Origin of the sequence: Paenibacillus sp. FSL H8-0537, assembly GCF_038051995.1 — a bacterium.
GTDB lineage: Bacteria > Bacillota > Bacilli > Paenibacillales > Paenibacillaceae > Pristimantibacillus.
Map to the genome: position 1 here is coordinate 61,043 of NZ_CP150290.1, position 25,246 is coordinate 86,288.

26 protein-coding genes and 1 riboswitch are annotated in these 25,246 nt (G+C 50.5%); of the genes, 21 read left to right on the forward strand and 5 right to left on the reverse strand.

Annotated features, from left to right (window positions below; translation table 11 throughout):
- Positions 1–97 precede the first annotated feature (97 nt).
- The 3 genes from MHB80_RS00305 to MHB80_RS00315 form a co-directional block, all read right to left on the reverse strand.
- Positions 98–1,117, reverse strand: coding sequence for an iron chelate uptake ABC transporter family permease subunit (locus MHB80_RS00305; protein WP_341280328.1), 1,020 nt, complete (start codon positions 1,115–1,117; stop codon positions 98–100).
- Between the two features lie 97 nt (positions 1,118–1,214).
- Positions 1,215–3,047, reverse strand: coding sequence for an alpha/beta fold hydrolase (locus MHB80_RS00310; RefSeq protein WP_341280329.1), 1,833 nt, complete (start codon positions 3,045–3,047; stop codon positions 1,215–1,217).
- A 93-nt stretch (positions 3,048–3,140) separates the two neighbouring features.
- Positions 3,141–3,716, reverse strand: coding sequence for a TetR/AcrR family transcriptional regulator (locus MHB80_RS00315; RefSeq protein WP_341280330.1), 576 nt, complete (start codon positions 3,714–3,716; stop codon positions 3,141–3,143).
- Between the two features lie 198 nt (positions 3,717–3,914).
- On the opposite strand from MHB80_RS00315, the gene MHB80_RS00320 reads away from it, so the two are divergent.
- The 13 genes from MHB80_RS00320 (at position 3,915) to spoVT (ending at position 19,065) form a co-directional block, all read left to right on the forward strand.
- On the forward strand, positions 3,915–5,090 hold the full coding sequence (locus MHB80_RS00320) for an asparaginase (protein WP_341280331.1): 1,176 nt from the start codon (positions 3,915–3,917) through the stop codon (positions 5,088–5,090).
- A gap of 477 nt (positions 5,091–5,567) precedes the next feature.
- Entirely contained in the window at positions 5,568–6,584 is a 1,017-nt protein-coding gene (locus MHB80_RS00325) for an ABC transporter substrate-binding protein (protein WP_341280332.1), read from the forward strand.
- Positions 6,585–6,589: 5 nt separating this feature from the next.
- Positions 6,590–7,390 carry an ABC transporter permease gene (locus MHB80_RS00330; protein WP_341280333.1) on the forward strand — a complete coding sequence of 267 codons (801 nt, stop codon included), beginning with the start codon at positions 6,590–6,592 and terminating at the stop codon, positions 7,388–7,390.
- 490 nt (positions 7,391–7,880) lie between these two features.
- Positions 7,881–8,753: an SPFH domain-containing protein gene (locus tag MHB80_RS00335; protein ID WP_341280334.1), complete on the forward strand. Its 873-nt coding sequence runs from the start codon at positions 7,881–7,883 to the stop codon at positions 8,751–8,753.
- A gap of 13 nt (positions 8,754–8,766) precedes the next feature.
- Positions 8,767–8,967, forward strand: coding sequence for a hypothetical protein (locus tag MHB80_RS00340; RefSeq protein ID WP_341280335.1), 201 nt, complete (start codon positions 8,767–8,769; stop codon positions 8,965–8,967).
- Positions 8,968–9,030: 63 nt separating this feature from the next.
- Positions 9,031–9,363: a hypothetical protein gene (locus tag MHB80_RS00345; RefSeq protein WP_341280336.1), complete on the forward strand. Its 333-nt coding sequence runs from the start codon at positions 9,031–9,033 to the stop codon at positions 9,361–9,363.
- Between the two features lie 160 nt (positions 9,364–9,523).
- A riboswitch (guanidine-I (ykkC/yxkD leader) is annotated at positions 9,524–9,673 on the forward strand.
- A 53-nt stretch (positions 9,674–9,726) separates the two neighbouring features.
- Positions 9,727–10,455: an urea amidolyase associated protein UAAP1 gene (locus MHB80_RS00350; RefSeq protein WP_341280337.1), complete on the forward strand. Its 729-nt coding sequence runs from the start codon at positions 9,727–9,729 to the stop codon at positions 10,453–10,455.
- Positions 10,455–11,105 (forward strand): urea amidolyase associated protein UAAP2, encoded by a 651-nt coding sequence (locus MHB80_RS00355; protein ID WP_341280338.1) that lies wholly within the window; start codon positions 10,455–10,457, stop codon positions 11,103–11,105. Before MHB80_RS00350 ends, MHB80_RS00355 begins: the two co-directional genes overlap by 1 nt.
- Positions 11,106–11,128: 23 nt before the next feature.
- Positions 11,129–14,878, forward strand: a complete 3,750-nt coding sequence (gene uca, locus MHB80_RS00360) for an urea carboxylase (RefSeq protein WP_341280339.1) — start codon at positions 11,129–11,131, stop codon at positions 14,876–14,878.
- Positions 14,875–16,710 carry an allophanate hydrolase gene (gene atzF / locus MHB80_RS00365; RefSeq protein ID WP_341280340.1) on the forward strand — a complete coding sequence of 612 codons (1,836 nt, stop codon included), beginning with the start codon at positions 14,875–14,877 and terminating at the stop codon, positions 16,708–16,710. The genes uca and atzF overlap by 4 nt, the downstream gene beginning before the upstream one ends.
- Before the next feature lie 268 nt (positions 16,711–16,978).
- Entirely contained in the window at positions 16,979–17,725 is a 747-nt protein-coding gene (locus tag MHB80_RS00370; RefSeq protein ID WP_341282813.1) for an ABC transporter ATP-binding protein, read from the forward strand.
- 22 nt (positions 17,726–17,747) lie between these two features.
- Positions 17,748–17,984, forward strand: coding sequence for a hypothetical protein (locus tag MHB80_RS00375; protein WP_341280341.1), 237 nt, complete (start codon positions 17,748–17,750; stop codon positions 17,982–17,984).
- 538 nt (positions 17,985–18,522) lie between these two features.
- On the forward strand, positions 18,523–19,065 hold the full coding sequence (spoVT, locus tag MHB80_RS00380) for a stage V sporulation protein T (protein ID WP_341280342.1): 543 nt from the start codon (positions 18,523–18,525) through the stop codon (positions 19,063–19,065).
- Positions 19,066–19,197: 132 nt separating this feature from the next.
- Here spoVT and MHB80_RS00385 read toward each other — a convergent pair whose 3' ends face one another.
- Together MHB80_RS00385 and MHB80_RS00390 are read right to left on the reverse strand one after the other, a co-directional pair.
- Positions 19,198–19,584, reverse strand: a complete 387-nt coding sequence (locus tag MHB80_RS00385) for a hypothetical protein (RefSeq protein ID WP_341280343.1) — start codon at positions 19,582–19,584, stop codon at positions 19,198–19,200.
- Entirely contained in the window at positions 19,565–19,738 is a 174-nt protein-coding gene (locus MHB80_RS00390; protein WP_341280344.1) for a hypothetical protein, read from the reverse strand. Before MHB80_RS00390 ends, MHB80_RS00385 begins: the two co-directional genes overlap by 20 nt.
- 195 nt (positions 19,739–19,933) lie before the next feature.
- On the opposite strand from MHB80_RS00390, the gene mazG reads away from it, so the two are divergent.
- The 8 genes from mazG to MHB80_RS00430 all read left to right on the forward strand — a co-directional run bounded on the left by mazG (position 19,934) and on the right by MHB80_RS00430 (position 25,220).
- Positions 19,934–21,415 (forward strand): nucleoside triphosphate pyrophosphohydrolase, encoded by a 1,482-nt coding sequence (mazG, locus tag MHB80_RS00395; RefSeq protein ID WP_341280345.1) that lies wholly within the window; start codon positions 19,934–19,936, stop codon positions 21,413–21,415.
- A gap of 192 nt (positions 21,416–21,607) precedes the next feature.
- Entirely contained in the window at positions 21,608–21,880 is a 273-nt protein-coding gene (locus MHB80_RS00400; RefSeq protein WP_046234423.1) for an HU family DNA-binding protein, read from the forward strand.
- A 3-nt stretch (positions 21,881–21,883) separates the two neighbouring features.
- Positions 21,884–22,165 carry an RNA-binding S4 domain-containing protein gene (locus tag MHB80_RS00405; RefSeq protein WP_046234424.1) on the forward strand — a complete coding sequence of 94 codons (282 nt, stop codon included), beginning with the start codon at positions 21,884–21,886 and terminating at the stop codon, positions 22,163–22,165.
- Positions 22,166–22,273: 108 nt separating this feature from the next.
- Positions 22,274–22,882, forward strand: coding sequence for a histidine phosphatase family protein (locus MHB80_RS00410; protein ID WP_341280346.1), 609 nt, complete (start codon positions 22,274–22,276; stop codon positions 22,880–22,882).
- Positions 22,883–22,973: 91 nt separating this feature from the next.
- The gene (locus MHB80_RS00415) at positions 22,974–23,741 is read left to right on the forward strand and encodes a DUF817 domain-containing protein (protein WP_341282814.1); all 768 of its coding nucleotides are present in this window, start codon (positions 22,974–22,976) and stop codon (positions 23,739–23,741) included.
- 208 nt (positions 23,742–23,949) lie between these two features.
- On the forward strand, positions 23,950–24,234 hold the full coding sequence (gene yabP / locus MHB80_RS00420) for a sporulation protein YabP (RefSeq protein WP_046234426.1): 285 nt from the start codon (positions 23,950–23,952) through the stop codon (positions 24,232–24,234).
- Positions 24,231–24,833, forward strand: coding sequence for a spore cortex biosynthesis protein YabQ (yabQ, locus tag MHB80_RS00425; RefSeq protein ID WP_341280347.1), 603 nt, complete (start codon positions 24,231–24,233; stop codon positions 24,831–24,833). The genes yabP and yabQ overlap by 4 nt, the downstream gene beginning before the upstream one ends.
- 69 nt (positions 24,834–24,902) lie before the next feature.
- Complete coding sequence (locus MHB80_RS00430; protein WP_341280348.1) at positions 24,903–25,220, forward strand: septum formation initiator family protein; 318 nt, start codon at positions 24,903–24,905, stop codon at positions 25,218–25,220.
- Positions 25,221–25,246 lie beyond the last annotated feature (26 nt).

Here is a 25,246-nt window from a genome sequence, read left to right on the forward strand (position 1 = left end):
AAAAGCCTACTTCTCTAAAGGTGAAAGCTGCTTTTTAGAGAGGTAAGCCTTTTTCTGTATTCTTATGATGATTGTCGATGTCTATCCTGTCTGTGTCCTACGTCTTCATTTTGCGATAATGCTTCCACAATATAATAATGAATAATGGAATGGCAACGGCATTGGTAGTGTGGGCAATCGGTATATCGCCAAGGGGCGATAAGGATTTGCTTAAAATGCTTAAGAGTAATAATACAATCGCTCCAATAATGGCTGAGCCCGGAATAATGATTCGGTAATCATTGCCGCACCATTTGCTCAGCAGGGCAGATGCTATCAGGCCTATACAAGCTACTGGGCCGACAAGCCAAACGGCAAGACCGGTCATAAGAATAACGACTGCGGCGGATAGGCCATATACAACAGCTCCAGCTGCTCTTACTCCATAAAAATGCTTAGAAATAAAGAAGGATAGCCCTACAGCAGCGACCAAGGCGACAATAATGAGTGAAGCTAAGGCGTAAGAGCTTTTTCCTGTAATGTATACACCGCTTACTGCTGTTAATACTGCACTAATATCGTAACGGTCATTGGCGTATAGGCGAACAAGCAAAATAGTGAAATGGGCAGCTGTTCCAAGGAATGCTCCGGCAAAAATAAACTGCATCGAGGATGGCGGGATTTTGAGAAAGCGCGTCATCCCATACATGATGATGCAGCCAGTCAAACAGCCGGCGATACTGAGAGCAGCCGTGACGATGGGAATAGAAGTGGAAGCCTCTTCACTAAAAATAAACGGCCAAGCTAAAAATAGAGCAAGACTCGACATTTCGGTGAGACCAAAAGTCGTGGGCGCAGCCAAGCGATTACGCATGAGGCCTTGAAGAATAGCTGCGGAAGCGGCGAGGCCGGCTCCTGCTAATGTCAGGGCTACTGCACTTGGAAGCCGATATTCGCTCATTATCATAAATGCTTTTGAATCCCAGTCTTTATGAATGAGGGCATCGGCGAAATCACTGAGGCCAACACCTATAAAGCCCGTGGCTAAATGCCAAGCAAAACAAGCAATCACCAAAATAGGCCCTAAAATAAACAAGGCAGACACAAACAGTGGATTCGCTTTCGTACGTGTGGTCATGAATCAGTAGTCCTTCCTGAAAAAATCTGTTTTCCTTTATATCGGAAATATAGAGGGAATATTACACCCGGACTGTTCATCACCTTAGTAGGTCGGCTTATTTCCCGAGCCATTGCCTCAGCAACTGGGCAGTATGCTCTGGGTGGGAGATCGGAAAATGATGCCCGTAAGGAAGGTTATCCATGTGCAAGTGGCGGTAGCGATCAGGCAGCTGATAGTTCCGTTCCTGTTCTCCCCATAAAATATGAACCTTCTTCTCATCCCACTGTTCCGGCGTTAGCTGAAAGCTTTGCGGATGCGTCAACTCGCGCAATAGCTCGGCAAGTGTTTTCCTTACCCGCGGTGAGCGCAGCTCATCTTGGACATAACGGGTATATTCGGCTGGAATTTGTGCCTCTGATTCGAAGCAGCTTTGCTTAATCAGCGACCTGATTAGTGCGGCCTCACTCATGCGTGAGAGTGCCATTTCCGTAAGCCAGCGCTGCTTATACATGGATGGTGCCGGATGAAAAACGGGCTGCAGCAGTCCAAGCGCTTGAATTCGTTCTGGCAGACGCTCCATGACTTTGGCGGCAAGGAGTGCTCCATAAGAATGCCCGATTAAGGTAACGGGAGCATCCATTGCTGCAATGGCTTCTATAAGGCTCTCCAAGTGGCCATCAATTACATTGGACTTATGGTGATAGGGGCTTCTGCCTAGCCCAGGAAGGTCAGGGAGCCAGACGTTGGCATTCTGAAAATGATGGGCTAGAGGAATCAGGCAATCCGCTCCGCTAAAGGTGCCAGGTATGAACAAAATCGGATTTCCGCTTTTGTTGTTATTGTGCAATGCAGTCATATTGCCTAGCTTGCCCTGATTGTAGCCCTTATGCGCCGTCACTGAATGCGAGAGGCGAAAATCGAGGTCAGCGATTGTATGGCGCAAAGCAGACGGCGTCACCGTGTAGTCCAGCGCATATTTTTGTTGAATATATCGGGCGGATTCGAGCGAATAAGAATCGTCTACGACAAAGCTCAGTGATTCCTGGGGAATGCCCAGTTTGCCGCCCAGTGGGCTTCCGAGCACTTTGGATAAGACGCCAAGCGGTAGAGAGCCGACGGGCTTGGCTACGCGAAGCTCCTTGGCCATCGTTGTAATAAGCTGCATCATATTAGGGTTGTCTTCCTTCGCTTGCAACAAATAATACGTTTGGCTGATAGGTTGCTCTTCTTGGGCAAGTGCGGCGAGAAAGGCGGCGGCGTGATCAAGGTGGAACAGGGGCAGCCAATATTTTTCGCCTCCCGGGACAAGGGCCATCAGTTTTCTGCGTGCAGCATCAACGAGAACGCCGAGACCACCGAGCTGCTCTGTCTCTCCTGTTGCGGAATCGCCGATGACGACGCCGGGGTGGACGACGGACAGGGGGTAGCCTTGTTCGACGCTTTGCTCCCGCAGGTGAAGGTCGGCGAGGAACTTGGCCTGCTCATAAGGCGGCTCATGGTTTAAAGTTGCAAGGGCCTGCTCTTTCTGCGATAGATCCTCATTGCGGAACGGGCTTTTAAAGCCGACCAAGTGGATAAAATGGCGCAGCGTCGTCTCCGCATGAATAAGCGAGGCTATTTCAGCCATATGCTGCGAGGCTTGTAAAAACACCAGCTTAGCCTGTTCGTCGCTCAGTCTGATATCCATAGGGCCACCCGCATGAATAATGACCTCTGCTGTTTTCACCCTCGCCAAATCTTCTTTGCTCAAGCCCAATAAAGGCTGTGTCAAATCGCCGCATACCGGCTTAATGAACTCGTTATGCCGAAGGTTCAGCTTGTCCAAAAGCTGCTCATATTTGCTTAAAGAACGAACGAGAACGGTTACGTGCTGCTTGGTTTGTGCAAGGGCCTGTATGAATCGTTGTCCAATAAATCCTGTGCCGCCTGTAACAAATAAATGTGTCATAATTTTGCTCCTTCTATATAAATCATTTTGTAAGTTAAAAGGGGATTACCGTCTAAAAATTAGTACTTATTAGTACTAAAATGATTAAAAAAATTACTTTAGCAAGGCTGCTAAAGCATGAAACGCATGTGTAACTGTATTTGGGTTCTGGCTGGCATGCTGCAAAAATAAAGCTCCCTCAATCGTAGACAGCATAAGTGCGGCGGTTGGTTCGACCGGCAAGTCGGGCTTGAGCTCTTTGCGCGATATTCCCTCGTGCAGCAATTGTTCGATAAAGGAAAGCTGGCTTTGGAAAAAGCGGCGGAACTGCTCGCGGAACGGTCCGTTCTCCAGCGGCGCCTGCGTATAGAGGGTCAGAAATGGGCAGCCGCCAAGGCAGTGCGCATCCTGCTCGGTCAATAGCCAGGCGAGCTTATCCAGACGCTCAAGTACAGGTAGATCATTTTGCCTGCCAATGTGCTCGAACAAGCTTGCATATTGGTTGATCATCCGTTCAATAATGGCGGACAGCAGCTCTTCTTTGCTTTTGAAATAATAATAGATGTTCGTTTTGGACACTTTGCTGGCAGCTACGATGTCATCCATGCTCGTAACCAAATAACCTTTGCTCAAAAATAGCTGTTGGGCCGCATGCAAGGCGACCTCGCGGTTGGATTGTTTTGTTTTCATATTAGTACTGTATAGGACTAATATTAATTTGTCAATGATTGCAGATACGCAGATTTGTTTTATAGAGACTTTATACCATTGTTAAATCTATGTTAGTTATTGTTACACAACTAGGTATAAAGTCACTTGTTCTATTTTTATATGTGAGATAATATAACGCAATAGAGATTATAATATAGTTAAGTGGAGGGAACCAAGATGATGCTGTCTATTAAAAGGATGACTGTTTTTTCGCTTTCTGCCATTATCGCACTCGTAACATTTATTTCTCCTGTAGGAGCCGCTGAGGCTGCTGTCCAGGCAATTACTTTCCCAGAGGTGCCTGCTTCCTTTCAAAAATCGAAGCTCCCTAACATTTTGGTTATTGGTACAGGCGGTACAATTGCTGGACAATCGACTGATGAGACAAGCTTTCAAACGTACCGTGCGGGTACGCTTTTAATTAAAGATATGGTGAAGAGCCTGCCGAATCTGGATAAGATGGCGGACGTTGAGACTGTGCAATTTGGCAACAAAGGCTCATCGGCTTATCTGATGGACGATCTGGCAAGCCTGTCGATGACAGTGGATGCAGCGTTGAAGAAATACGACGGTGTAGTCGTTACGACGGGTACGGATACGATGGAAGAGATCGGTTATTTCCTCGACCTTACGGTCCGCAGCTCGAAGCCGGTTGTCATTACGGGTTCTATGCGTCCGTGGACGGTAATCGGAAGCGATGCTCCAGCGAACTTGTTCAATGCAATCAAGCTGGCGGCAAGCGGCAAGACGAAGAAATTCGGCACGGTGCTTATGCTGAATGATGAAATTCATGCTGTGCGTGAAGTGACGAAAACAAATGCACTTCGTCTCGACACGTTCGAATCGCCTGGATTTGGTCCACTCGGCTATATTGACGAATCGATCATTCAAATTTACCGTGTGCCAACAAGAGCGCTGAAAACCGACGCAGAGTGGGCGACGCCATTTGATCTGTCCAAGCTGCCGAAGGCGGGCTTCTCGAAGGTTGAAATTGCTTATTCGTATCAAGGTGCTGGCGGTGAGGCTATTAAAGGCTTCGTAGACGGCGGTGCAAAAGGGATTGTTACAGCGGGTACGGGAGCTGGCGGCATTTCCGCTGCAATGAGAGAAGAGCGTACGAAAGCGATTGAAAAAGGCGTTATTTTCGTAACGACGACAAGAACCGGATCGGGCAATATTTACGGCGGCAGCGAGGGGATTTTAGCAGGAGACAATTTGAATGCGGCTCATGCTCGTATCCTGCTTATGCTGACTCTGACGTATACAAGCGATTTCCCGACTATGCAAAAATGGTTCACAGTTTATGGTGCACTGGAAGTGCCTGCAGATACAGCGGTGAAAGCTGCTGCATAATAGAAAGCATTTTGGATGAGAATAACGTAAATTAATGTGACATGAGTATTGACAGGGTGTTGGGCGCCCTACTATAATACAGATAAATGTAAGGTTATCTAACAAAAGATCATATAGTTCCTATGCTGGCTGTACACATCGGGAACGACAAGCTGTCTAGGGTTCCGTTGACAGGTCGCAAGCGTGCCTCGCGTCTTATCAAGTCTGGTCCAAGAGACGGCGTACGGCGAGTGCGCATCCATTGAGGGATGGCGGCAAGCGCTGTATAACACGGAAGGATAAAAGCCTGGGAGATCACAATCTCCCGGGCTTTTGTTTTTTTTAGAAATATAAAAATGTATGAGTTACACGCTTATACATGCTTATATTTCACCCGCGAAACGGTAGCTTTGCCGCCAGAGGATGGCGACAGCTGTTACGCTTAGCCCAATCTCTGGTTATTCAGGAGTTGGAGCGTTAAAGACAAGGGGTGGGACAATGAGACAGTCGTGGAAGGTTTGGCTCTTGGGGTTGCTTGTCGTGTCGATGTTTGTTGTTGTGGGTTGTGGTAGTTCAGGTGGCAAAGCGGGAGAAGGAGGAGCGGGTGAGCCGATTACAATTGCCCTGAGTCCGTGGCCGGGTTGGTATATGTGGTATGTAGCTGAGGAAAAAGGTTTTTTTGAAAAGCACGGAGTCAACGTAAAGCTGGAGTTTTTCCCGGTGTACAGCGACTCGCTGCAAGCTTTGGCAACGGGAAGGGTAGATGCAAACAGCCAGACGCTGAGCGATACGCTCGCTCCTTTTTCAAAGGGAATTCCGCTTAAAGCGGTTCTGGTCAACGATAACTCCTTCGGCGGCGATGCTATTGTCAGCAAACCGGAAATCCAGTCCATACAGGATTTGAAGGGGAAAACAGTTGCGACGGAGCTTGGTACTGTCGATCATTTGCTGCTGCTGACTGCCTTGGCGCAAAATGGCATGAAGGAAGAAGATGTGAACTACGTCAATATGACTGTAAATGATGCGGGCCCAGCTTTTATTTCCGGAAAGTCTGATGCTTCTGTTCTATGGGAGCCGTTCCAGACAATTGCGGTGAAGGAAGGAAAGGGCAAGGTGTTGTTCTCCTCTAAAGATACGCCGGGACTTATACCGGATTTGCTTGTGTTTCGTGAAGAGGTTGTGCAGAAGCGTTCCGCTGAAGTGCAGAAGGTTGTGGATGCCTGGTTCGATGCGCTTGCGTATTATGAGGCGAATCAGGAAGAGGTGCTGAAGCTGCTGGCGACCAAGGCGGAGACGACTCCGGAGGATCTCAAGTTGGGGTTTGATGGCATCAAGCTGTTCTCTCAAGCGGATAATCTTCACGCCTTCGAGAAGCGTGATGAATATACCTCGCTTGAATATACGGCGGGACAGACGGCGGGTTTCTTGCGCGGACTCGATATGGTCGGTGACATTGATGACGTGAGCGGACTGTTCGACGCGCAATTCGTCAAAAATACATCAGCAGGGAAGTGATGACGATGGAGGCAGTTCGGCGGCGGAAGCCGCATCGGATACAGATTTTTAAAGATATTGGCTCCCGGGCGTTTATGATTACGGCTAGCTGCTCTTTTCTGCTCCTTCTGCTGCTGTGGTCGCTGCTTAGCTATACGGAGGCTGTGAACCCTGTATTTTTGCCGAAGCCGCATGTCGTGCTTGCGACCTTTATAGAGCTGCTCGGCAGCTCTGATTATTGGAATCATATTGGCGTTAGCTTATTTCGCGTTATGTCAGGCTTCCTGTTGGCATGTGCGCTAGGCATTCCTATCGGAATATTGGCTGGAACGTTCAAATTCGGCGAAGCGCTAATAGAGCCTCCGATGGAATTTATCCGCTACATGCCAGCGGTTGCTTTTATTCCGCTTATTATGGTTTGGGCGGGGATTGGCGAGTGGGCCAAGGTATTGCTTATTTTTATCGGCTGTTTCTTCCAGCTCGTGCTGATGGTGGCTGACAATACGCGAAGGGTGTCGCAGGATTTGCTGCAAGCTTCCTTCACGCTTGGGGCGGGGCGCTGGAAGGCAATCGAGACGGTGCTCATACCGGCGATCCAACCGCAATTAATGCATACGATGCGGCTTATTCTCGGCTGGGCGTGGACGTATCTAGTTGTGGCGGAGCTGGTTGCTGTCAACAGCGGGCTTGGATATGCCATCATGAAGGCGCAGCGATTTTTGAATACGGAGGAGATTTTTGTAGGTATTTTCGTTATTGGGCTGCTGGGCTTGATCAGCGATCGCATTTTTGCCTTTTTGAACCGCAGATTGTTCCCTTGGGTATAGGGTTTGATGACGGAGGTTCCGTTATTTTAGCTTTTGATCCTATTTCGGGACGTAAGCGGACAGGAGATCCGCTATCTTCCTAATAACCTCTTCAAGATGGCTTTTGGCAGCGCATTAGCTGCTCCTGAGTCCGCTGCCTAGCCATAAGCCTTGATTCTGTTGAAATAGCGGCTGCTGTGTCCGCCAAGTATTTCTTTGTGCAGGGTGTGAACCCCTGAAACGAAGATTGCGATTCCTAGTTGAAAAAAAGAATATCAGTGCCTGCTGTATACGAAGCTCGCAGTCCGAGAGGAAGAATTCCTTGAGGCCTGTGGGCTTTTTTTAAAATATAGGAAAGTATATGATTTTCCCATCCTTTCTCTATATTTCAACGCGAAACGATAGCTTTGCCGCCAGAGGATGGTTTCAGCCATTTGCGCTTGTTTGCATATAAATGTAAAAAGTGATATCATAAATATATCAAATTAATACTAAAGGGGTGTTCTGACAGATGAAAGAGTTCAAAGCTTGGCATGTAAATGGATTTTTGGCATTGCTGGTTGGCGTACTGTCGCTTGTTGGGGGAATCATTCTGATTGTGTTTGGCGCATCGGGCGTACAGCCGGACTTCCTTTCGATTATTGCGGGTGGATTGCTGATACTTGTTTTTATTATCGCTTCGTCCTCGCTGACGATTGTGCAGCCGAATGAAGCGAAGGTCATTACCTTTTTTGGAAAATATATCGGTACGGTAAGAACAGCAGGGCTGTGGATGACGCTTCCGCTGACGAACAAGCAGAAGGTATCGCTTAAAGTGCGCAACTTTAACAGCCATACGCTGAAGGTCAATGATGCCGACGGCAATCCGATTGAAATTGGGGCGGTTGTTGTGTTTAAAGTAACGGACACGTCCCGTGCGAGCTTCGATGTCGACAATTATGAGCGTTTCGTGGAAATTCAAAGCGAGACGGCTGTTCGCCACACGGCGGCACAGCACCCATATGATACGCATACGGATGAGAACGCGATGTCTCTGAGAGGCAATTCCGAGGAAGTGGCAGAAGAGCTGCTCAAGGAGCTGCAAAGCAGGCTTGCTGTTGCGGGAGTTGAAGTAATAGAGACGCGGCTGACGCATCTGGCTTACGCCCCGGAAATTGCTAGTGCAATGCTGCAAAGGCAGCAAGCAACAGCGATTGTGGCAGCTCGCCAGAAAATCGTTGAAGGCGCGGTTGGTATGGTGGATGCGGCATTGAAGCAATTGGAGGATAGTGGAATTGAGCTGGACGTGGAGCGGCGTGCGGCGATGGTCAACAATCTGATGGTGGCGATCGTATCGGATCGTTCTGCCACGCCGGTCATTAATACCGGGTCTTTGTACACGTAGGGAGCTGTCGATAATGGGAAAAGAAAAGAAAGCTTTTCCGCTCCGACTGAATCCTGACATTCACCGCGCTCTGGAGCAGTGGGCTAATGAGGAATTTCGCAGCGTCAATGGTCATATTGAGTTTTTGCTGCGCGAAGCGCTTAGTCGTTCGGGCAGGCTGCCGAAGCCGCGGCCAGCCGAGCCTCTGGGAAATGCCGGTGAGCCTAAGGAATAGAGAGAAGCAGATAAAGAGCCTGATTATAGGTAAGAAACAAAGCCAAACAGCAGCTGCCGTTCAATGACGATGGAGCTGCTGTTGAGATTTGGCTACAATGAGGGCGGACAGGTTATTAGGCATGTTTTGTTTGCTGTTGATTTGGTGCAGATGAAGGTCGTTCCTTATGAGAGTGCGGAGATGGGCGAAGTGTATATGTACACGCCGACTTGGCCTATCGTCGACTACCAGTGGATTGATAATAATCAGTTTTGGGTGGCCTCGGCTGATTTGCAATCATCTGAAGCTGAATTTGAAGCTGTTCAAAATTGGTTGGCTTCAAGTGATAGGAATATCAAGAAGGTAACCATTTTGTTGAACCAAGAGGAGTTGTTAGACGCTTACTCGATGCCTTAGAGCAGGAATGCTAAGGTGTCTAAAATCGGTGTGTCCTTTATATTATGTTATGTTATCTAACATTATTGTTGACAAATGATATTCAATAGTCATATAATCTATTTAACGTTAGGTTATATGACAAATGAATATAGGTTTCCGTTGCAAAATATACTGGAAACAAATCGCTGTCTAGGGTTCCGTTAGCTGCTGATGGGGTACGCCTCATCTGTTAATAGCTAAGTCTGGTCCGAGAGACGGCATGCAGTCGAATGCGAGTAATGCTGGCGCGAATCGCTGTATAACACGGAAGGATAAAAGCCTGGGAGATCAAATCTCCCGGGCTTTTTTTATTTATATTTACACGGGGAGGCGAAAGAGGGAATGAGTGAAGAATGGAGCAAAACGATTGAAGCCGGAGGCAAGTGGTCGGGTGTTATTGGACGGGGGAAGCTTGTTCGTTTAACCGCCCTTGAAGGTGGGGCGAATGTGTCTGCCATGCTGTTCAGCGCTCAAGATTTGAATGAACGCTACAATATGCCAGATACACTCAAGGCGCAGCATACCTCACATCTAACGAAAGGGAATGTGCTGATGAGCGACAATGGACGTGCGATGGTCAGTATTGTAGAGGATGGACTTGGCTGGCATGACCCGCTTGGCGGCTATACAAGCCGCGAGCTGACGGATGAGCGCTATGGCGCGACGACTTATCAGGCACTTCGAAATGGCTGGCTGCGAAGCGGGCAGGAAAATTTGGCGGTTGAGCTGGTGCGAAGCGGCATGGGTGTCAGGGATTTGATGCCGGTCATCAACTGGTTTTCTAAAATCAGCTGCGATGAGCAGGGTGATATGCATTATGCCGAAAATCATTGCCTGGCAGGTGCTAGTGTGACGCTTCGAACAGAAATGGATGTGCTGCTGGTGCTGTCGAATACGCCTAATCCGCTTGATGCTAGAACGATTTATCCTTCGGTTCCGGTGGGGGTAGAAGTGTTCGCGGCTGAGACAGTAGATCGAGAACATGACTATTGTGTAAATTATCGTGCGGAAAACCGCCGTGCGTTCGAAAATACGTGGGAATACAACCTTTTATGGGGAGGCGGATGGTGATGGCAGCATTTAACTTGGTAGAAAGCTCGCGTAAGGCGGCGGAAGCTGTGTACAGTAAAACCATTTTGGCCGGCGATGGCTGGATGCATGATTTGCTGCCTGGACAAGTGCTCAGAATTGTCGATCTCGAAGGTAATCAGGCGGCGGATACACTATTTTACGATGCGGATCAGCCGGAAGATCATTATAGCGCCATAGCAACGATTGCAGGGCAAGCCAATGTGTATTTAACGGCAGGCTCGGTGCTGCGGGCAGAGTCGGGCAAGCCGCTCGTAACGATCGTTGCCGATACATGCGGACGCCATGATACGATTGGCGGCTCCTGCTCTGCACAGAGCAACACGGTGAGATATGCCCATGAAAAACTGCATATGCACAACTGCCGCGATACGTTCATGCTCCAGCTGGCGAAACGGGAGGCTGGCTATACAAAGCGCGATTTGGCGCCTAATGTGAACTTTTTCATGAATGTGCCAGTAACAGCCGAGGGCGGCTTGCAGTTTGCGGACGGCGTATCCGCGCCTGGCTACTACGTAGAAATGCAATCGCATGGCAGGGTGACAGTGCTCATCAGCAACTGTCCGCAGTTGAACAATCCTTGCAATGCCTATAACCCAACATCTGTGCAGGCACTAATCTGGAACGAATAAATGAATGCGAAGGAGAGGTTGCTATGTTTGCAAAGGTACTGATCGCAAATCGCGGCGCAATTGCCGTGAGAATCGAGCGCACGCTGCGCAAGCTAGGTGTTCAATCTGTCGCTGTCTATACGCAGGCGGATCAAGACAGCAGGCATGTCGATGACGCCGATGAGGCGGTGTGGATCGGGGATGGGCCTGCCAAAGAAAGCTACTTGAATGCGGAGCTCATTCTTCAGACGGCGATAGCGTCAGGTGCGGAGGCGATTCATCCGGGCTATGGATTTTTGAGCGAAAATGCAGACTTTGCCCGTGCCTGTGCCGAACGCGGTATCGTATTCATCGGCCCGACCCCGGAGCAAATGGAGCAGTTTGGGCTTAAGCATTCCGCCAGAGAGCTGGCGCAGAAGGCTGGCGTGCCAATGCTGCCGGGAACCGACCTGATTGACAGTGTGGAGGAAGCAGTACTGCATGCACAGCAAATCGGATATCCGGTTATTCTGAAAAGCACGGCAGGCGGCGGCGGTATCGGCATGCGGGTGTGTGACGATGAGCAGGCGCTGCTTGCTGCCTATGAGGGTGTTCGTCATCTGGCGGAGACGAATTTCAAGAACGGCGGGATGTTTTTGGAAAAATACATCGCCAAGGCACGTCATGTCGAGGTGCAAATTTTCGGTAACAGCTACGGTGAGATTGTTGCACTTGGTGAACGGGATTGCTCCGTGCAGCGGCGCAATCAGAAGGTGTTGGAGGAAAGTCCGGCTCCCCATTTGCCCGCTGCCGTTCGCGCGGCCATGATGGAATCGGCAACGAGGCTTGCAGCCGAGGTGGGCTACCGCAGTGCGGGGACGGTGGAATATTTATATGACCCCGAAACGGCTGCGTTTTATTTTCTCGAAGTGAACACACGGCTTCAGGTGGAGCATGGCGTGACGGAAGAGGTGCTTGGGCTCGATCTGGTGGAATGGATGGTGCGGGAAGCGGCGGGTGAGCTGCGCGAGCTGCAATCATTAGTGGGGGAGCCGCAGGGACATAGCATTCAGGCTCGCATCTATGCGGAGGATTGCTTGCAGGGCTTCCGTCCAAGTGCGGGGCAGCTGGATCAAGCGAGATTTTCAGAGCAGGCGCGCAATGAAACATGGGTGAGGGACGGCATGACCATTACGACGCTGTATGACCCGATGCTGGCAAAAATCATCGTGCATGGTGCGGATCGCGAGGATGCTCTGCGGAAGCTGGGTGGGGCGCTGGCGCAGACGCGGATGTACGGCCTGACGACGAATTTACAGTACGTGCAAGCGCTGCTTGCGGATGCAGCTTGCAAGGAGGGGCTTGTTTATACGCGGATGCTGGAGGATTTTGCGCCAGTTGAGCAAGCCATCGAGGTGCTGGACGGCGGCGTGCAGACGACGGTGCAGGATTGGCCCGGAAGAGTTGGACATTGGGATGTTGGTGTGCCGCCATGCGGACCGATGGACCCTTACTCGTTCCGCCTAGGCAACAAGCTGCTCGGCAATTCGGATCAGGCGGCGGGCCTTGAGCTGACGCTGCGTGGCGGTTCTTATCGCTTCCGCGATGCGATGCGATTTTGCCTGACGGGTGCTGATATGCAGGCGAAGCTGGATGGCGAGCTTGTACCGCTGTATGCGCCTTTACTGGCGAAGGCGGGGCAGGTGCTCAGCTTCGGCGAGGCAGCCGCTGGGCTGCGGACGTATTTGCAGATTGCAGGCGGGCTGGATATGCCGCTCATTCTGGGCAGTGCCGCAACGTTTACGCTGGGCGGCTTTGGCGGTCATGGCGGCCGGGCGCTGCGAGCTGGTGATGTGCTGAGAGTTCACGGTGCTGGCAGCACGCTATCTCATGAAATAGCGGTCTCTGAACGACTGCCGAAACAGCAATCTGAACAGCAATCTGAGCAGCTTTCTGAACAACGTTCGGAGCTGCCGCGAGACGGTTTATCCGTACCGTTGGCAGAGGGGCTTCCTCCTGCTTACCGTCCGGCTATTGGGAGACAATGGACGATTGGTGTCATACCGGGACCGCATTGTACAGAGGAATTTTTGCGGCCGGAGTATTTAAAGCAATTAACCGATACGCAGTGGGAGGTTCACTTTAACAGCTCCCGTACAGGAGTGCGTTTAATTGGTCCTGCGCCGCTTTGGACTAGAGAGGATGGCGGAGAAGCGGGGCTGCATCCTTCGAATATTCACGACAATGCCTATGCTGTGGGAACGCTTGATTTGACGGGCGATATGCCGATTCTGCTGGGGCCCGATGGCCCGAGCCTGGGTGGTTTCGTATGCCCGGTCACGACGGCTTCCGCTGAGTTTTGGAAGCTGGGGCAGCTGCATCCCGGCGACAAGGTTTATTTTCAGCTATTGACGCTTGAAGAGGCTGATGCGCTGCGCGATGCGCAGGAAGCTAATTTGCGGGCGCTGGGTGAAGGAGACACGGCGTTTCTGCAAGAGCTGACGCTTCCTGAGCCTAGGAAGCAGTTGCTTTCTCCATCCTATCCGCTGCTCGTTAGCGAGGAGGCGGGGCGGCGGTTTCCTATCTCCATTCGGTGCAGCGGGGATGAAAATTTGCTCGTGGAATATGGCGAGCTGAAGCTGGACATTTTGCTCCGTTTTCAGGTGCATGTGCTGATGGAGGCGATTCGGGCGGATGCTTCGCTTCCTGTACTCGATCTGACGCCGGGCATTCGCTCGCTGCAGGTGCATATCGATCGCACTCGCATCACGGCCTACGATGCTTGCCGCCGCTTGCTGGAGCTGGATAGCGCGCTGCCGCCGCTTGAAACCATTGAAGTTCCGTCGCGAATTGTCCGGCTCCCGCTTTCGTGGGATGATCCGTCCACGCAGCTGGCGATAGACCGCTATCAGCAAACGGTGCGTCCGGATGCTCCTTGGTGCCCAAGCAATATAGAGTTCATTCGGCGCATCAATGGTTTGGATGGTAGGCAGGATGTGCAGCGAATCGTTTTCGATGCCAGTTATCTTGTGCTAGGTTTGGGCGATGTGTATTTGGGCGCACCTGTTGCGACGCCAATTGATCCGCGGCATCGTCTGGTGACGACTAAATATAATCCGGCGCGAACGTGGACGCCTGAAAATGCCGTCGGAATTGGCGGAGCTTACATGTGTGTCTATGGCATGGAAGGGCCGGGCGGCTATCAATTTGTTGGGCGCACGATTCAAATGTGGAACAAGCTGCGAACGACGAAGAGCTTTACGGCGGGCAAGCCGTGGCTGCTGCGGTTTTTTGACCAAATTCAGTTTTATCCGGTTGCTGCGGATGAGTTGTTGAAGATGCGTGAAGACTTTCCACGCGGGCGCTTTGATGTCGAAATTACGGAGACAACCTTCGAGCTGAAAGACTATTTGGCGTTTCTCGCTTCTATTGAACAAGATGCGGAGTCGTTCCGTGCTACCCAGCAGGCTGCGTTCAAGGCCGAGCGCAAGAGCTGGAAGGCGCTAGGGCTTGCGGAATATGTCTCCGAGCAGGATGGCGCGGCTCAAAGCGAAGAAGAGGAGCTGCCTGCTGGGGCGGAGGCCATTCGCTGCAATATGCCGGGAAGTGTGTGGAAGGTGCTTGTACAGCCGGGCGCTCGAGTGAAAAAGGGCGATACGCTTATTATTGTAGAAAGCATGAAAATGGAGTTTTCCCAGCAGGCATCCTGTGATGGGGTTGTTGCCTCGATCTATGTCAAGCCTGGTGATGAGGTTCATACCGGCCAGCTTGTTGCTGGCATTATGCAAGTCCAGAAAGAGGTGTCGCTCGTATGACGGCTGTTACTTTTCCTGAAGTGCTCACGATGCAGTGGCTGCGTGAAAAATATACCACCAAGCAGCTTGCGCCTGAGGCGGTTATTGAAGAAATCATCAGCCGTTCCGAGCGAGATGCGGCTATGAATATCTGGATTACGCCGCCTTCTCTTATGCAGCTGCGCCCTTATCTGGAGCGGCTCGCGCTGCTTGATCCGGCACAAACGCCGCTCTGGGGCATCCCTTTCGCAGTCAAGGACAATATCGACGTTGCGGGCTTTCCGACAACGGCAGCTTGTGCGGAATTTGCCTATACGCCAGGCGAGAACGCCACTGTAGTGGAGCGTTTGGTTCAGGCGGGGGCTATCCCGCTAGGCAAAACCAACCTCGACCAATTTGCCACCGGCTTGGTCGGCATGAGAAGCCCTTACGGCGAGGCGCATAATGCTTTGCGCCCCGAGCTGATCAGCGGCGGCTCGAGCTCCGGCTCGGCTGTCGCTGTTGCCCGCGGCCAAGCGGTATTCTCGCTTGGCACAGACACCGCTGGCTCCGGCCGTGTGCCTGCCGCGCTGAACGGGCTTGTCGGCTTTAAGCCGACCCTTGGCGCGTGGCCGACTAAGGGCGTCGTGCCTGCCTGCGCCAGTCTGGACTGTGTGACGGTATTCGCCCACAGTATAGATGATGCGCTCGCCGTGGACAGCTCCGCTCGCGGCCTGGATCCTGCCGATCCATGGTCAAGGGACGTTGTACGCTCTGCCAGTGGTCTGCCGTCCAAGCTGTATTTGCCTCAGGAACGTCCAGCCTTTTACGGACCATTCGCTGACGAATATGCCCGGGCATGGGAGGGCTCAATTCAGCAATTGCAAGCGCTTGGGATCTCCATTGAATATGTGGATTGCAGCTTGTTTGCAGAAGCGGCAGCTGAGTTGTATGAAGGTCCTTGGGTAGCGGAGCGCTGGGCTGATCTGAGCGAATTTATCGAAAGCCACCCTGGGGCTTTAGTGCCTGCAACGGAGCAGGTGCTTCGTTCGGGAGCGGCAGAGCGCCATACGGCAGCTTCTGTATTTGCTTCCATGCATCGCTTGCAGGCTTTCAAGCTGGCGGCGAAATTCCTGCTCGGTGATGCGGTGCTGGTAATGCCGACCTGTGGCGGAACGTGGACGCGGGAGCAGGTTCGCGAGCAGCCGATACAGACGAATACGGCAATGGGAGCTTATACAAACCATTGCAATTTGCTTGATTTGAGCGCGGTTGCCCTTCCTTCGGGAGAGGCGGCGGAAAGGCTTCCTTTTGGCATAACGCTGTTCGCTTTAGCAGATCAAGAGCATTTGCTTGAAGGCTTGGGAAGATTGTATGCCGACCGGACAATGGAGTCTAGGTCGTCGGAACGAGCGAAATGCAGTCTGAATAACGCTATTGCAAAGGTGTCATCTGAAGCATCTGAAGCATTCGACTCCGATCAGACGACGCTCGTCGCTGTGTGTGGTCTCCATATGCGCGGATTTGCTTTGGAGCAGCAAATGCTCGCCTTCGAAGCGAGCTTTGTCAGGGAAGCGAACACGGCGGCTAAGTACGAGCTGATCAAGCTCGATACGACGCCTGCAAAGCCTGGCATGATCAAGCTGGAGCAGGGCGGTGCATCGGTCGCGGTGGAGCTTTGGCGAATGCCGCTTTCGCGTTTCGGTGCGTTTGCAGCCCTTATACCGGCACCTCTGGGGATAGGGAAAGTGGAGCTGGAAGGTGGTGAAGAGGTGCCAGGCTTCATCTGTGAAGGTTATGCTCTTGAGCGGGCGGAGCGGATTTCTGAGTATGGCGGCTGGAGGGAATATCGGCGAGCAATGAGTCTAATGTAAATAAACCTAACATATAAATTGACAAACCATAAAAAATTACGGTATTCTAATTGAAATTGTTAGATTATCTAACAAAAGGGACGGCGGCTTAGCTAAATTCGCTGCCAGCCCGCTTGCTGGAATGTAAGCGGAGCAGGCGGCGCAAATTGAACGCTTTTGGAGGCGATCATAGTTGAATACAGCGACGGTAACAGCAAAGGAACAGCCGCAGGGGAAGGCACTGGCGCAAAAAGCGGAAGCTGCCGCTCCGGCAGCTGGCAGCGGAACGATTGAAATTCGCGATCTGCATAAGGTATACGAGACGAGAAAAAGCAGCTTTGAAGCGCTGCGCGATATTCAGCTCACCATCGGCTCCAATGAATTTTTAACGATACTTGGCCCGTCCGGCTGCGGCAAATCTACGCTGCTTCGCATGGTCGCCGGGCTTGATGAGCCTTCGAGCGGCATGCTTGCCTTGGATGGAGAAGAAATCGTCGGCCCGGGCGCTGAGCGAGGCATGGTATTTCAGGGCTATACGCTGTTTCCGTGGCTGACGGTGCGTGAAAATATTGAATATGGTCTCAAGCTGCAAGGGATACCAACACTTGCACGCCGTGCCATCTCCAATTATTGGCTCAAAATCATTCGTCTTGAGCGATTCGACAAGACTTATCCAAAGCAGCTTTCTGGGGGCATGAAGCAGCGGGTTGCCATTGCCAGAGCGCTTGCCAATCGTCCAAAGGTACTGCTGATGGATGAGCCATTTGGCGCCTTGGATGCCCAGACAAAGCTGGAGATGCAGGAGATGCTGCTGGATGTGTGGCAAAAGGAGAAAACCACCGTGCTTTTCATTACGCACGATATTGATGAAGCGATCTTTCTGTCGCAGCGCATTGTCGTAATGGGGGCTGGCCCAGGGCGGATTTTAAAGCAATTTGAAGTGAATTTGCCTGCAGAGCGCTCGCCGGAGGTACGTGAGCACAAAGCGTTTTTAGCTTTAAAGCGGGAGCTTGCCGAACTGCTGAAGCATGATTGATTTATTTTTAAAGGAGGAGTTAATGATGGAGAAACTGACTAGGGCTGTGCTGGAAGAGGATCAGAAAGATCAGCGGAATTTCCCTACTGCCGAGGTTCTCAAGGCTCGTCCCAAATTGCTTGCGGCTATGGCTTTGCTTGCTACCATCATGTTATTCAGGCATCCTGCCGCTCTTAATGGAGCGACAGGATGTTTTGCTTTTCGGGGAGAAGAAGGACAACAATCGGAGGCCCGAGGAGAGCAAGAGAGGCAGGTTTAACCTCTTGTAGTCAAATATTTTTTTGCAGACGCTACTCAACCCAAGAGCTGGATAGGGCGACAAATATTTAAAAATTTCATGGATATTCACCCGCTGGAACTAGGAAATTAGTCTGGGAACGATCTGCGCGCCGCCTTTCAGGAGTGCTGAAAGGCGGTGTTAATGAAGGGGATGTAAAGGGTAAAATAGTTTAAAGGGTTGCTGTTCAAGGTTCGTGCATAAGAAATTGGGAGCGGATGAATACTATGGTCAGATTCACAGCAAACGCATTGCCTGGCTTGATCAAGTAAAGAACGTTCCTTCGAGTGGCGGCCTTCGTCATGCATCGGAAAACGACTGCTTCAGCATTCGAGGATTTCCCCTGTTAGCCGTGTTTTTTCAAATATAAGACTTTATAAGTTCCTGCTTATAACCCGCTTATATTTCAGCGCAAAACGAGCCTTTGCCGATAAATGACGGCGAGAGCCGTTTACGCTATTAGACAGGCAGATCGTACCCAGTAGACTTAAAATCCTCTAGGAAAGTGGGGCAACATGAAATGAAAGCAACTGGAATTGTACGCCGCATTGATGATCTTGGGCGTGTAGTTATTCCGAAGGAAATTCGCCGGACACTACGCATTCGGGAAGGTGACCCGCTTGAAATATTTGTGGATCGCGACGGGGAGGTTATTCTTAAGAAGTACTCTCCTATTGGCGAACTCGGGGATTTTGCCAAAGAATACGCAGAATCGTTGTTTGAGAGCACGAATCATGTGGCGCTCATCTCTGACCGGGATACGATTATTGCGGTAGCCGGCGCCTCCAAGAAAGATCTGCTGGACAAGCAGGTTGGGCCGATACTGGAAAGCTGCATGGAGAACCGCAAAGCTGTAGCTGAAACGACTCCGGGGGCTTATGAGATGATTAAAGATATAAGTGACACGTTCTCAGCCTTCGTTATAGCGCCGATTATTGCAGGCGGAGACCCGATTGGTACCGTTGTGCTGCTAAGCAAGGATGAAACTGTGAAAATGTCGATTATGGAGCAAAAAATGGCGGAGACTGCTGCTGGCTTTTTAGCGAAGCAAATGGAGCAGTAAAACAGGCTCTCCCTTCAAACGCAAAAGCCCGGTGCACAGAGCAGGTTAGCTGTTTAAGCACCGGGCTTTTGTGTGTTTGTGTTGCTGGGGAATGGATGTCTGAGCATATATGAGCTCATTTTGTTCTGATATTTAAAAAGCGTCATCATCTTGTACGGCGAGCTCGCCTGCATAAAGCAGCTTGAAATATTTGTAGCCCAATATACAAAAAGCAATTAAAAAAACGAGTTGTTTAATCAGCATAGGCACAGGAATGAAGTCAGAAACGATCCAAACATCCAACAGGACGGTAAACACGATGATTTGGGTCATAACTTTTGCTCGCAGCTCCGTCCTAATCCACTTTTTCACATGTAAAAGAGCGATTCCGCCGCACAGCATCATTATGAGCCAAATAAAAAAAATGTCTTTATTAAGCGAGTAGCCGAATAAGGAGCCATAAAGCAGTGATGAGGCAATACCGGAGAATTTATGCAATTTTTGTTCGTTGGCACTTAAATTATAATAGGTCTTTTTCATTATAATTTCCGTTTTTGATAAGGGCAGTACTTGAAGACCTCTCGGAATCAATGGTGATAACGGCTGGTTTTGTGATTTCCGCTGCGGATGCTGCATTTGGAATAGCGGCTAAAATAATTGCCGAAGTCGTTATTAAAGCTAAGGATTTTTTCAAATTAACTCTCCACCTTTCAGGTTATATAGTCTGTAAATTAAGGGCAAAATTAGAAAATCTGAACCACTTTATTGAATATTACTTCATTTTTCCAATTGAGGGAATTTAAAAATGTTGTTGTCAGCCTTTGTGTAGTTCCAGCGCCTTCTTTAGTATACTAATGGGAGAAGCTAATTGTAGGAGAGTGGGAGAAAAATGAGTGAACCACATATTACGGTTGTCGGTCTTGGTTCTGGCGACGCCGATCAAATGACGCTTGGCGTATGGCGCAGGCTCCAGCAGGCGGCCCGCGTCTATGTCAGGACGGAGCAGCACCCGGCGATAACGCTTCTTAAGGAGCATCAGCTTGCGTATACCTCGTTTGATTCGGTGTACGAACAGCATGATACGTTCCCAGAGGTGTATGAGGCGATAGCGGCCACGCTGCTGTTAGGGGCGCAATCGTCGCAGGGAGAGGTCGTGTACGCCGTTCCGGGGCATCCGATGGTCGCAGAACGTACAGTTCAGCTGCTCCGCGAGCGTTGTACGGATGCGGGCGTGCAGCTTGACATTATCGGTGGAGAAAGCTTCTTGGATCAAGCGTTTATTCGGCTTGGCATCGATCCGATCGAGGGTTTTGCGCTGCTGGATGCCGCAGAGCTTCAGCCCGCCATGCTTCAACCGCGCGTACATACGATTATTGGGCAAATTTACGATGCGTTTACCGCATCAGACGTAAAGCTGGCTCTGATGGAGCGTTATCCTGATGATTTCGAGGTTGTCATTGGCCATGCGCTTGGCGTTGCCGGCGAGGAGCAAATTATTCGGGTGCCCCTTTATGAGCTGGATCGCACACCTGGCTTTGGCAATCTTTCATTGCTGTTCGTGCCGCGTACGACGGAGGATGCGGTGCTGAACCGTTCTTTTGACCGCCTGCACGAGATTGTGACGATTTTGCGCAGCCCCGAGGGCTGTCCGTGGGATCGGGAGCAGACGCACTCGTCTATCCGCAAAAACTTTATCGAAGAGCTCTACGAGGCGCTTGAAGCGATTGATAATGATGATCCGGACGGCATGCGCGAGGAGTTTGGCGATGTGATTTTGCAGGTGATGCTGCATAGCCAGATGGAGGAGGAGACTGGCGCGTTCACCGTCTATGATGTCATTGAGACGCTGAACGAGAAGCTGTTGTTCCGTCATCCGCATGTATTTGGCGCCAGCAGTGCCACGGATGCTGATGAAGCGCTAGGCAACTGGGAGCAAATGAAGGCTGAGGAGAAGGAGCGCAATGGCACAGCCGCCAGCCGCCAATCTCAGTTGGATGGCATTCCGCCAGACCTTCCAGCGCTGTTGAAGGCATACAAGCTTCAGAAGAAGGCGGCGAAGGTAGGGTTTGACTGGGATGACCTCGGGCCTGTGCTGGATAAAATCCAAGAGGAGCTCTCCGAGCTTCGCGAAGCGATTGCCTCGAAGGATGAGCTCGAGCAGGTGGGCGAGCTAGGCGATTTGCTGTTTGCCGTCGTCAATGCAGCGAGATTCATTCATGCTGATCCAGAGGAAGCGCTGACGATGACGAACCGGAAGTTCAAGTCGCGTTTTGCTTATATTGAAGAGCAGCTTCGTATAAACAACAAAACATTTGACCAGACTGATTTAACAGAAATGGACCGCTGGTGGGAAGAAGCAAAGCGACAGTAAGGGACGCGGTTCGCTAAGAGCAGCAACGATTCCTCACTTTTCGTGAAAAAAATTTGCGGTCAGCGGCAGGAATTCATGTCGGCAAGCAGAATAAGTTAACTTCGTAAGTGTAACAGTTTCATACTTTCACGAACGTAGGCCGCGCTGAGCGGCTATACTATTAGCTAAGCTTATCATTAGGAGGATTTTAGAATGAACAAAACAGATTTGATTAACAACATTGCAACAAAAAGCGGTTTGACTAAACGCGATGTAGAGGCTGTTCTTAACGGCTTTCTTGGTGAAGTAACAGATGCTCTTGCTGGTGGAGACAAAGTACAATTGATCGGCTTCGGTACTTTCGAAACGCGCACACGCTCAAGCCGTGTTGGCCGCAACCCACAAACAGGCAAAGAGATTAACATTCCAGAATCGAAAGTTCCTGCATTCAAAGCAGGCAACAAGCTGAAAGAAGCTATCCAATAATTCATGCGTCTGGATAAGTTTCTCAAAGTATCCCGCCTGATCAAGCGGCGCACAGTCGCCAAAGATGTGTCCGAGCAGGGGCGCGTCTGGATCAACGGCCGCGAAGCGAAAGCGAGCAGCGCCGTAAAGGTTGGGGATGAGCTTGCTATCCAATACGGGCAGAAGACAGTAACCGTTCGAATTGAGCGAATTGCCGAAACGACCCGCAAGGATGAAGCCGGTGAGCTCTACACGGTGCTGAAGGAAGAACAGCGTCCGCGTGACAATGATCTTGAATGGCAATAAAGATAAAGGGTTGCTTGCGCATGATACCAACGTGCGGGAGCAACCTTTTTTTTATAAATATACGTATATAAGCATGGATGGAAAAAGAATAAGGAGGGGGAACGAAGCATGACAAGAATCGGTTGGATCAGGCATGGCGTCACGCAGTGGAATATCGAGGGGAGAGCGCAGGGCTCTACGGATATTCCGCTGAATGAGGAGGGCAAGCGGCAAGCGGCAGTTTTGGCTGAGCGGCTGAGCAAGGAGGAATGGCATCATATTTACTCCAGTGATCTGCAGCGGGCGCTTGTGACAGCAGAGACGGTAGCGGCGCGCCTGGGCGGCGGCATGGCGGTCAAGCAGGATGAGCGGCTGCGGGAAATGGGAGGCGGCCTTCTGGAAGGCATGACGGAAGCGGAGCGTATTCTGAAGTGGGGAGCCGACTGGCGCAAAGTGGATTGGCAGGGTGAAAGCCATGAATCCGTTATAGGCCGCGGTTTCGAGGTGCTGAGGGAGATTTCTCATAACCATCCGGGTCAAAATATACTTATTGTTAGCCACGGAGCGCTCATCGGCCGCTGCTTGAAGGAGCTTGTGCCGGACGCTTATAAGAACGAGCCGCTTCAAAACACGTCCATCTCGACGATTTATGCGAATGCGGCAGGTGGCTGGTCCTGTGAAAAGTTTAATTGTGCGCTGCATTTGAGCGGCGTGGCTGATGAAGTAGAGGCGAAATGATTCATTTTCCAAGGTGAAACGGCTGTCGCCGTCCTCTGGCGGCGCGCGGCGTTTCAGTCCGAGAAATATAGAGAAAGGATGGCGGAATCATATACTTTTCTATATTTTAAAAAAACTGCTGCTGTTTGGGTATTTGCAGGCGCTCAATTGCCTATTTCCGGTAACGATCTTCGGGGCCATGGCTCTTACACATTACGTCCAGGTGCCGGGCATAGCAAGGTATGACCTAATTCTGCTCATCTGCTTGGTCATGCAGGTTGTTATGGTAGCTACAAAGCTGGAGACGTGGGATGAACTGAAGGTCATTTGCCTGTTTCACATTATCGGTCTGGCCCTTGAGGTATATAAGGTGAAGATGGGCTCTTGGACGTATCCGGGCGAGGGGTGGTCAAGGGTATTCGACGTTCCGCTTTACAGCGGCTTCATGTATGCGAGCGTAGCAAGCTATATCTGCCAGGCTTGGCGCAGATTCAATCTGGAGATGGTCGGCTGGCCAAAAATGGCGTATGCGGTAACGATCAGCGCAGCGATTTATTTGAACTTTTTTACCCATCATTATTTGTGGGATTTCAGATGGGTGCTGATGGCGGGGCTGATTATCGTATTCTGGCGTTCTAGTGTCCACTTCACGCTTGGGGGAGTCGTCTATAAGATGCCGCTTACGCTGGCTTTTGTTCTAATCGGATTTTTTATTTGGATTGCGGAAAATATTATGACCTTCTTCGGGGCGTGGGCCTATCCGGATCAGGAAAAGCAATGGACGCTCGTCCATGTGAGCAAAATCAGCTCGTGGCTGCTGCTCGTCGTGATCAGCATTATTATTGTCGCCCAGTTGAAACGGGTAAAAAGCGCCCGCTGAGCGCAATGGCATTTTCATCTAATAGGTATCCGTGCAAGGCATTCTGCTGTTTCAAAATCATAGAATAGGGTATATATCGGTAGCCGCTATATTTTCATGAGCCCTTTCATAGATTCCATAGGTTTGTCCTTCTGGACAGGTTCTAAAGTTCGTCCCACTCCCATAAGCTTTAGCATAAGCTGCGTTTTTGAAGTGGAGGGACGGGTCAATGGTGGATCAGAATAAAGGGCAAAAGCGTCAGGAAGTGAAGATGCTCAATCGAAAGCTGCTGGAAATTACCGGGGTATTAAACGTGGAGAGCTTTGACAGCGAGGAGTTTTTGCTGGAAACGGATCTGGGCTTTCTGACGATTAAAGGACAGAACCTGCATATTAAGCATCTCAGCCTGGAGCAAGGCTTTGTCGCTATAGAGGGGCTCGTTCATTCGCTCGCCTATCTGGACGGCAATGCCCCGAGCAAATCCAAAAGCCTGTTTGGTAAATTATTTAAGTGACACTGACGATGCAGTGGTACACGCTCGCGATGATGCTTCTGTCAGGAATCGGCATGGGAGTCGCCTTTGACGGCTATCGTGTGGTGTCGAATGAGCTGCGGTTTCCACGTTGGTGGCTGCCGGTTCTGGACATTATATACTGGCTGGCAGCGTCGATTATCGTGTTTCGTGTGCTGTACGCAAGCAACAATGGCGAGGTGCGGGCGTACGTCTTTCTAGGGCTGGCAATAGGTGTGAGCAGCTATTACTTTCTATTTAGCAAGCCGGTTATCAAGCTGGTGCAGAGCATTATTCGCGCAATCCGCGCACTGATCAGAGGAATCGTCAAAACGGTGGAATTTGTCATTATTAAGCCGATCCTTCTTTTGTACAAAATAGGTATTGTAGCACTGGGATTTGGGACTGCTTTCACTATTTTTGTGCTAAAAATTATGTTAAAATTGACTCGTCCATTATGGCTATTGCTATGGTGGGTATTAGGTCCTATCATACGACCGTTGAACCGCCTATTTATGAAGTACGCCGATAAGTTTAAGCTTACAGAGCGCTTTAAGGCAGCGGTTGCACGCGTAGTTGCGCTTTGGCGGAAGTTATTCTAAGTTTTCATGGCATGGAGCAGATCGAGTGATGGATGCATCTGGTTCTATTTCTTAAGGGGGTACAAGCAATTGGCGACAGCAGCAGCAGCAGCAAACAAGTTAACCGTTAATCCAGGCTCCAAGCGTCGGATCAAGATGTGGATGATGTTTATTGTCCTCTTCATGGGCTGGGCGGCTTATACCTTCTTTGGACAAATCCAGCAGCAAAACGCTACCGAACTGCGGCTTGCAGCTGTAATGAAACAGAAGGAAGATGCCACAAATCAGGCGCAGCAGCTGCAACAGGAAATTGAGCGGCTTAACGATCCAGAATATATTGCGCAGCTTGCAACCAAAGGTCAAGGCATGGTTAAAGAGGGCGAACAACAGATACAGGTGGTTAAATAGACGCACAAACGGGTGAACGTCTGTTG

Coding starts and splice junctions, on each gene's coding strand:
- MHB80_RS00340 (WP_341280335.1), top strand. CDS start 8,767: ATGGGAAAAGAAAAGAAAGCTTTTCCGCTCCGACTGAATCCTGACATT.
- MHB80_RS00320 (WP_341280331.1), top strand. CDS start 3,915: ATGATGCTGTCTATTAAAAGGATGACTGTTTTTTCGCTTTCTGCCATT.
- MHB80_RS00345 (WP_341280336.1), top strand. CDS start 9,031: ATGACGATGGAGCTGCTGTTGAGATTTGGCTACAATGAGGGCGGACAG.
- MHB80_RS00400 (WP_046234423.1), top strand. CDS start 21,608: ATGAACAAAACAGATTTGATTAACAACATTGCAACAAAAAGCGGTTTG.
- MHB80_RS00350 (WP_341280337.1), top strand. CDS start 9,727: ATGAGTGAAGAATGGAGCAAAACGATTGAAGCCGGAGGCAAGTGGTCG.
- MHB80_RS00385 (WP_341280343.1), bottom strand. CDS start 19,584: ATGAAAAAGACCTATTATAATTTAAGTGCCAACGAACAAAAATTGCAT.
- MHB80_RS00410 (WP_341280346.1), top strand. CDS start 22,274: ATGACAAGAATCGGTTGGATCAGGCATGGCGTCACGCAGTGGAATATC.
- MHB80_RS00315 (WP_341280330.1), bottom strand. CDS start 3,716: ATGAAAACAAAACAATCCAACCGCGAGGTCGCCTTGCATGCGGCCCAA.
- MHB80_RS00355 (WP_341280338.1), top strand. CDS start 10,455: ATGGCAGCATTTAACTTGGTAGAAAGCTCGCGTAAGGCGGCGGAAGCT.
- MHB80_RS00405 (WP_046234424.1), top strand. CDS start 21,884: ATGCGTCTGGATAAGTTTCTCAAAGTATCCCGCCTGATCAAGCGGCGC.
- MHB80_RS00375 (WP_341280341.1), top strand. CDS start 17,748: ATGATGGAGAAACTGACTAGGGCTGTGCTGGAAGAGGATCAGAAAGAT.
- MHB80_RS00310 (WP_341280329.1), bottom strand. CDS start 3,047: ATGACACATTTATTTGTTACAGGCGGCACAGGATTTATTGGACAACGA.
- mazG (WP_341280345.1), top strand. CDS start 19,934: ATGAGTGAACCACATATTACGGTTGTCGGTCTTGGTTCTGGCGACGCC.
- uca (WP_341280339.1), top strand. CDS start 11,129: ATGTTTGCAAAGGTACTGATCGCAAATCGCGGCGCAATTGCCGTGAGA.
- MHB80_RS00335 (WP_341280334.1), top strand. CDS start 7,881: ATGAAAGAGTTCAAAGCTTGGCATGTAAATGGATTTTTGGCATTGCTG.
- MHB80_RS00330 (WP_341280333.1), top strand. CDS start 6,590: ATGGAGGCAGTTCGGCGGCGGAAGCCGCATCGGATACAGATTTTTAAA.
- MHB80_RS00305 (WP_341280328.1), bottom strand. CDS start 1,117: ATGACCACACGTACGAAAGCGAATCCACTGTTTGTGTCTGCCTTGTTT.
- MHB80_RS00325 (WP_341280332.1), top strand. CDS start 5,568: ATGAGACAGTCGTGGAAGGTTTGGCTCTTGGGGTTGCTTGTCGTGTCG.
- yabP (WP_046234426.1), top strand. CDS start 23,950: ATGGTGGATCAGAATAAAGGGCAAAAGCGTCAGGAAGTGAAGATGCTC.
- spoVT (WP_341280342.1), top strand. CDS start 18,523: ATGAAAGCAACTGGAATTGTACGCCGCATTGATGATCTTGGGCGTGTA.
- atzF (WP_341280340.1), top strand. CDS start 14,875: ATGACGGCTGTTACTTTTCCTGAAGTGCTCACGATGCAGTGGCTGCGT.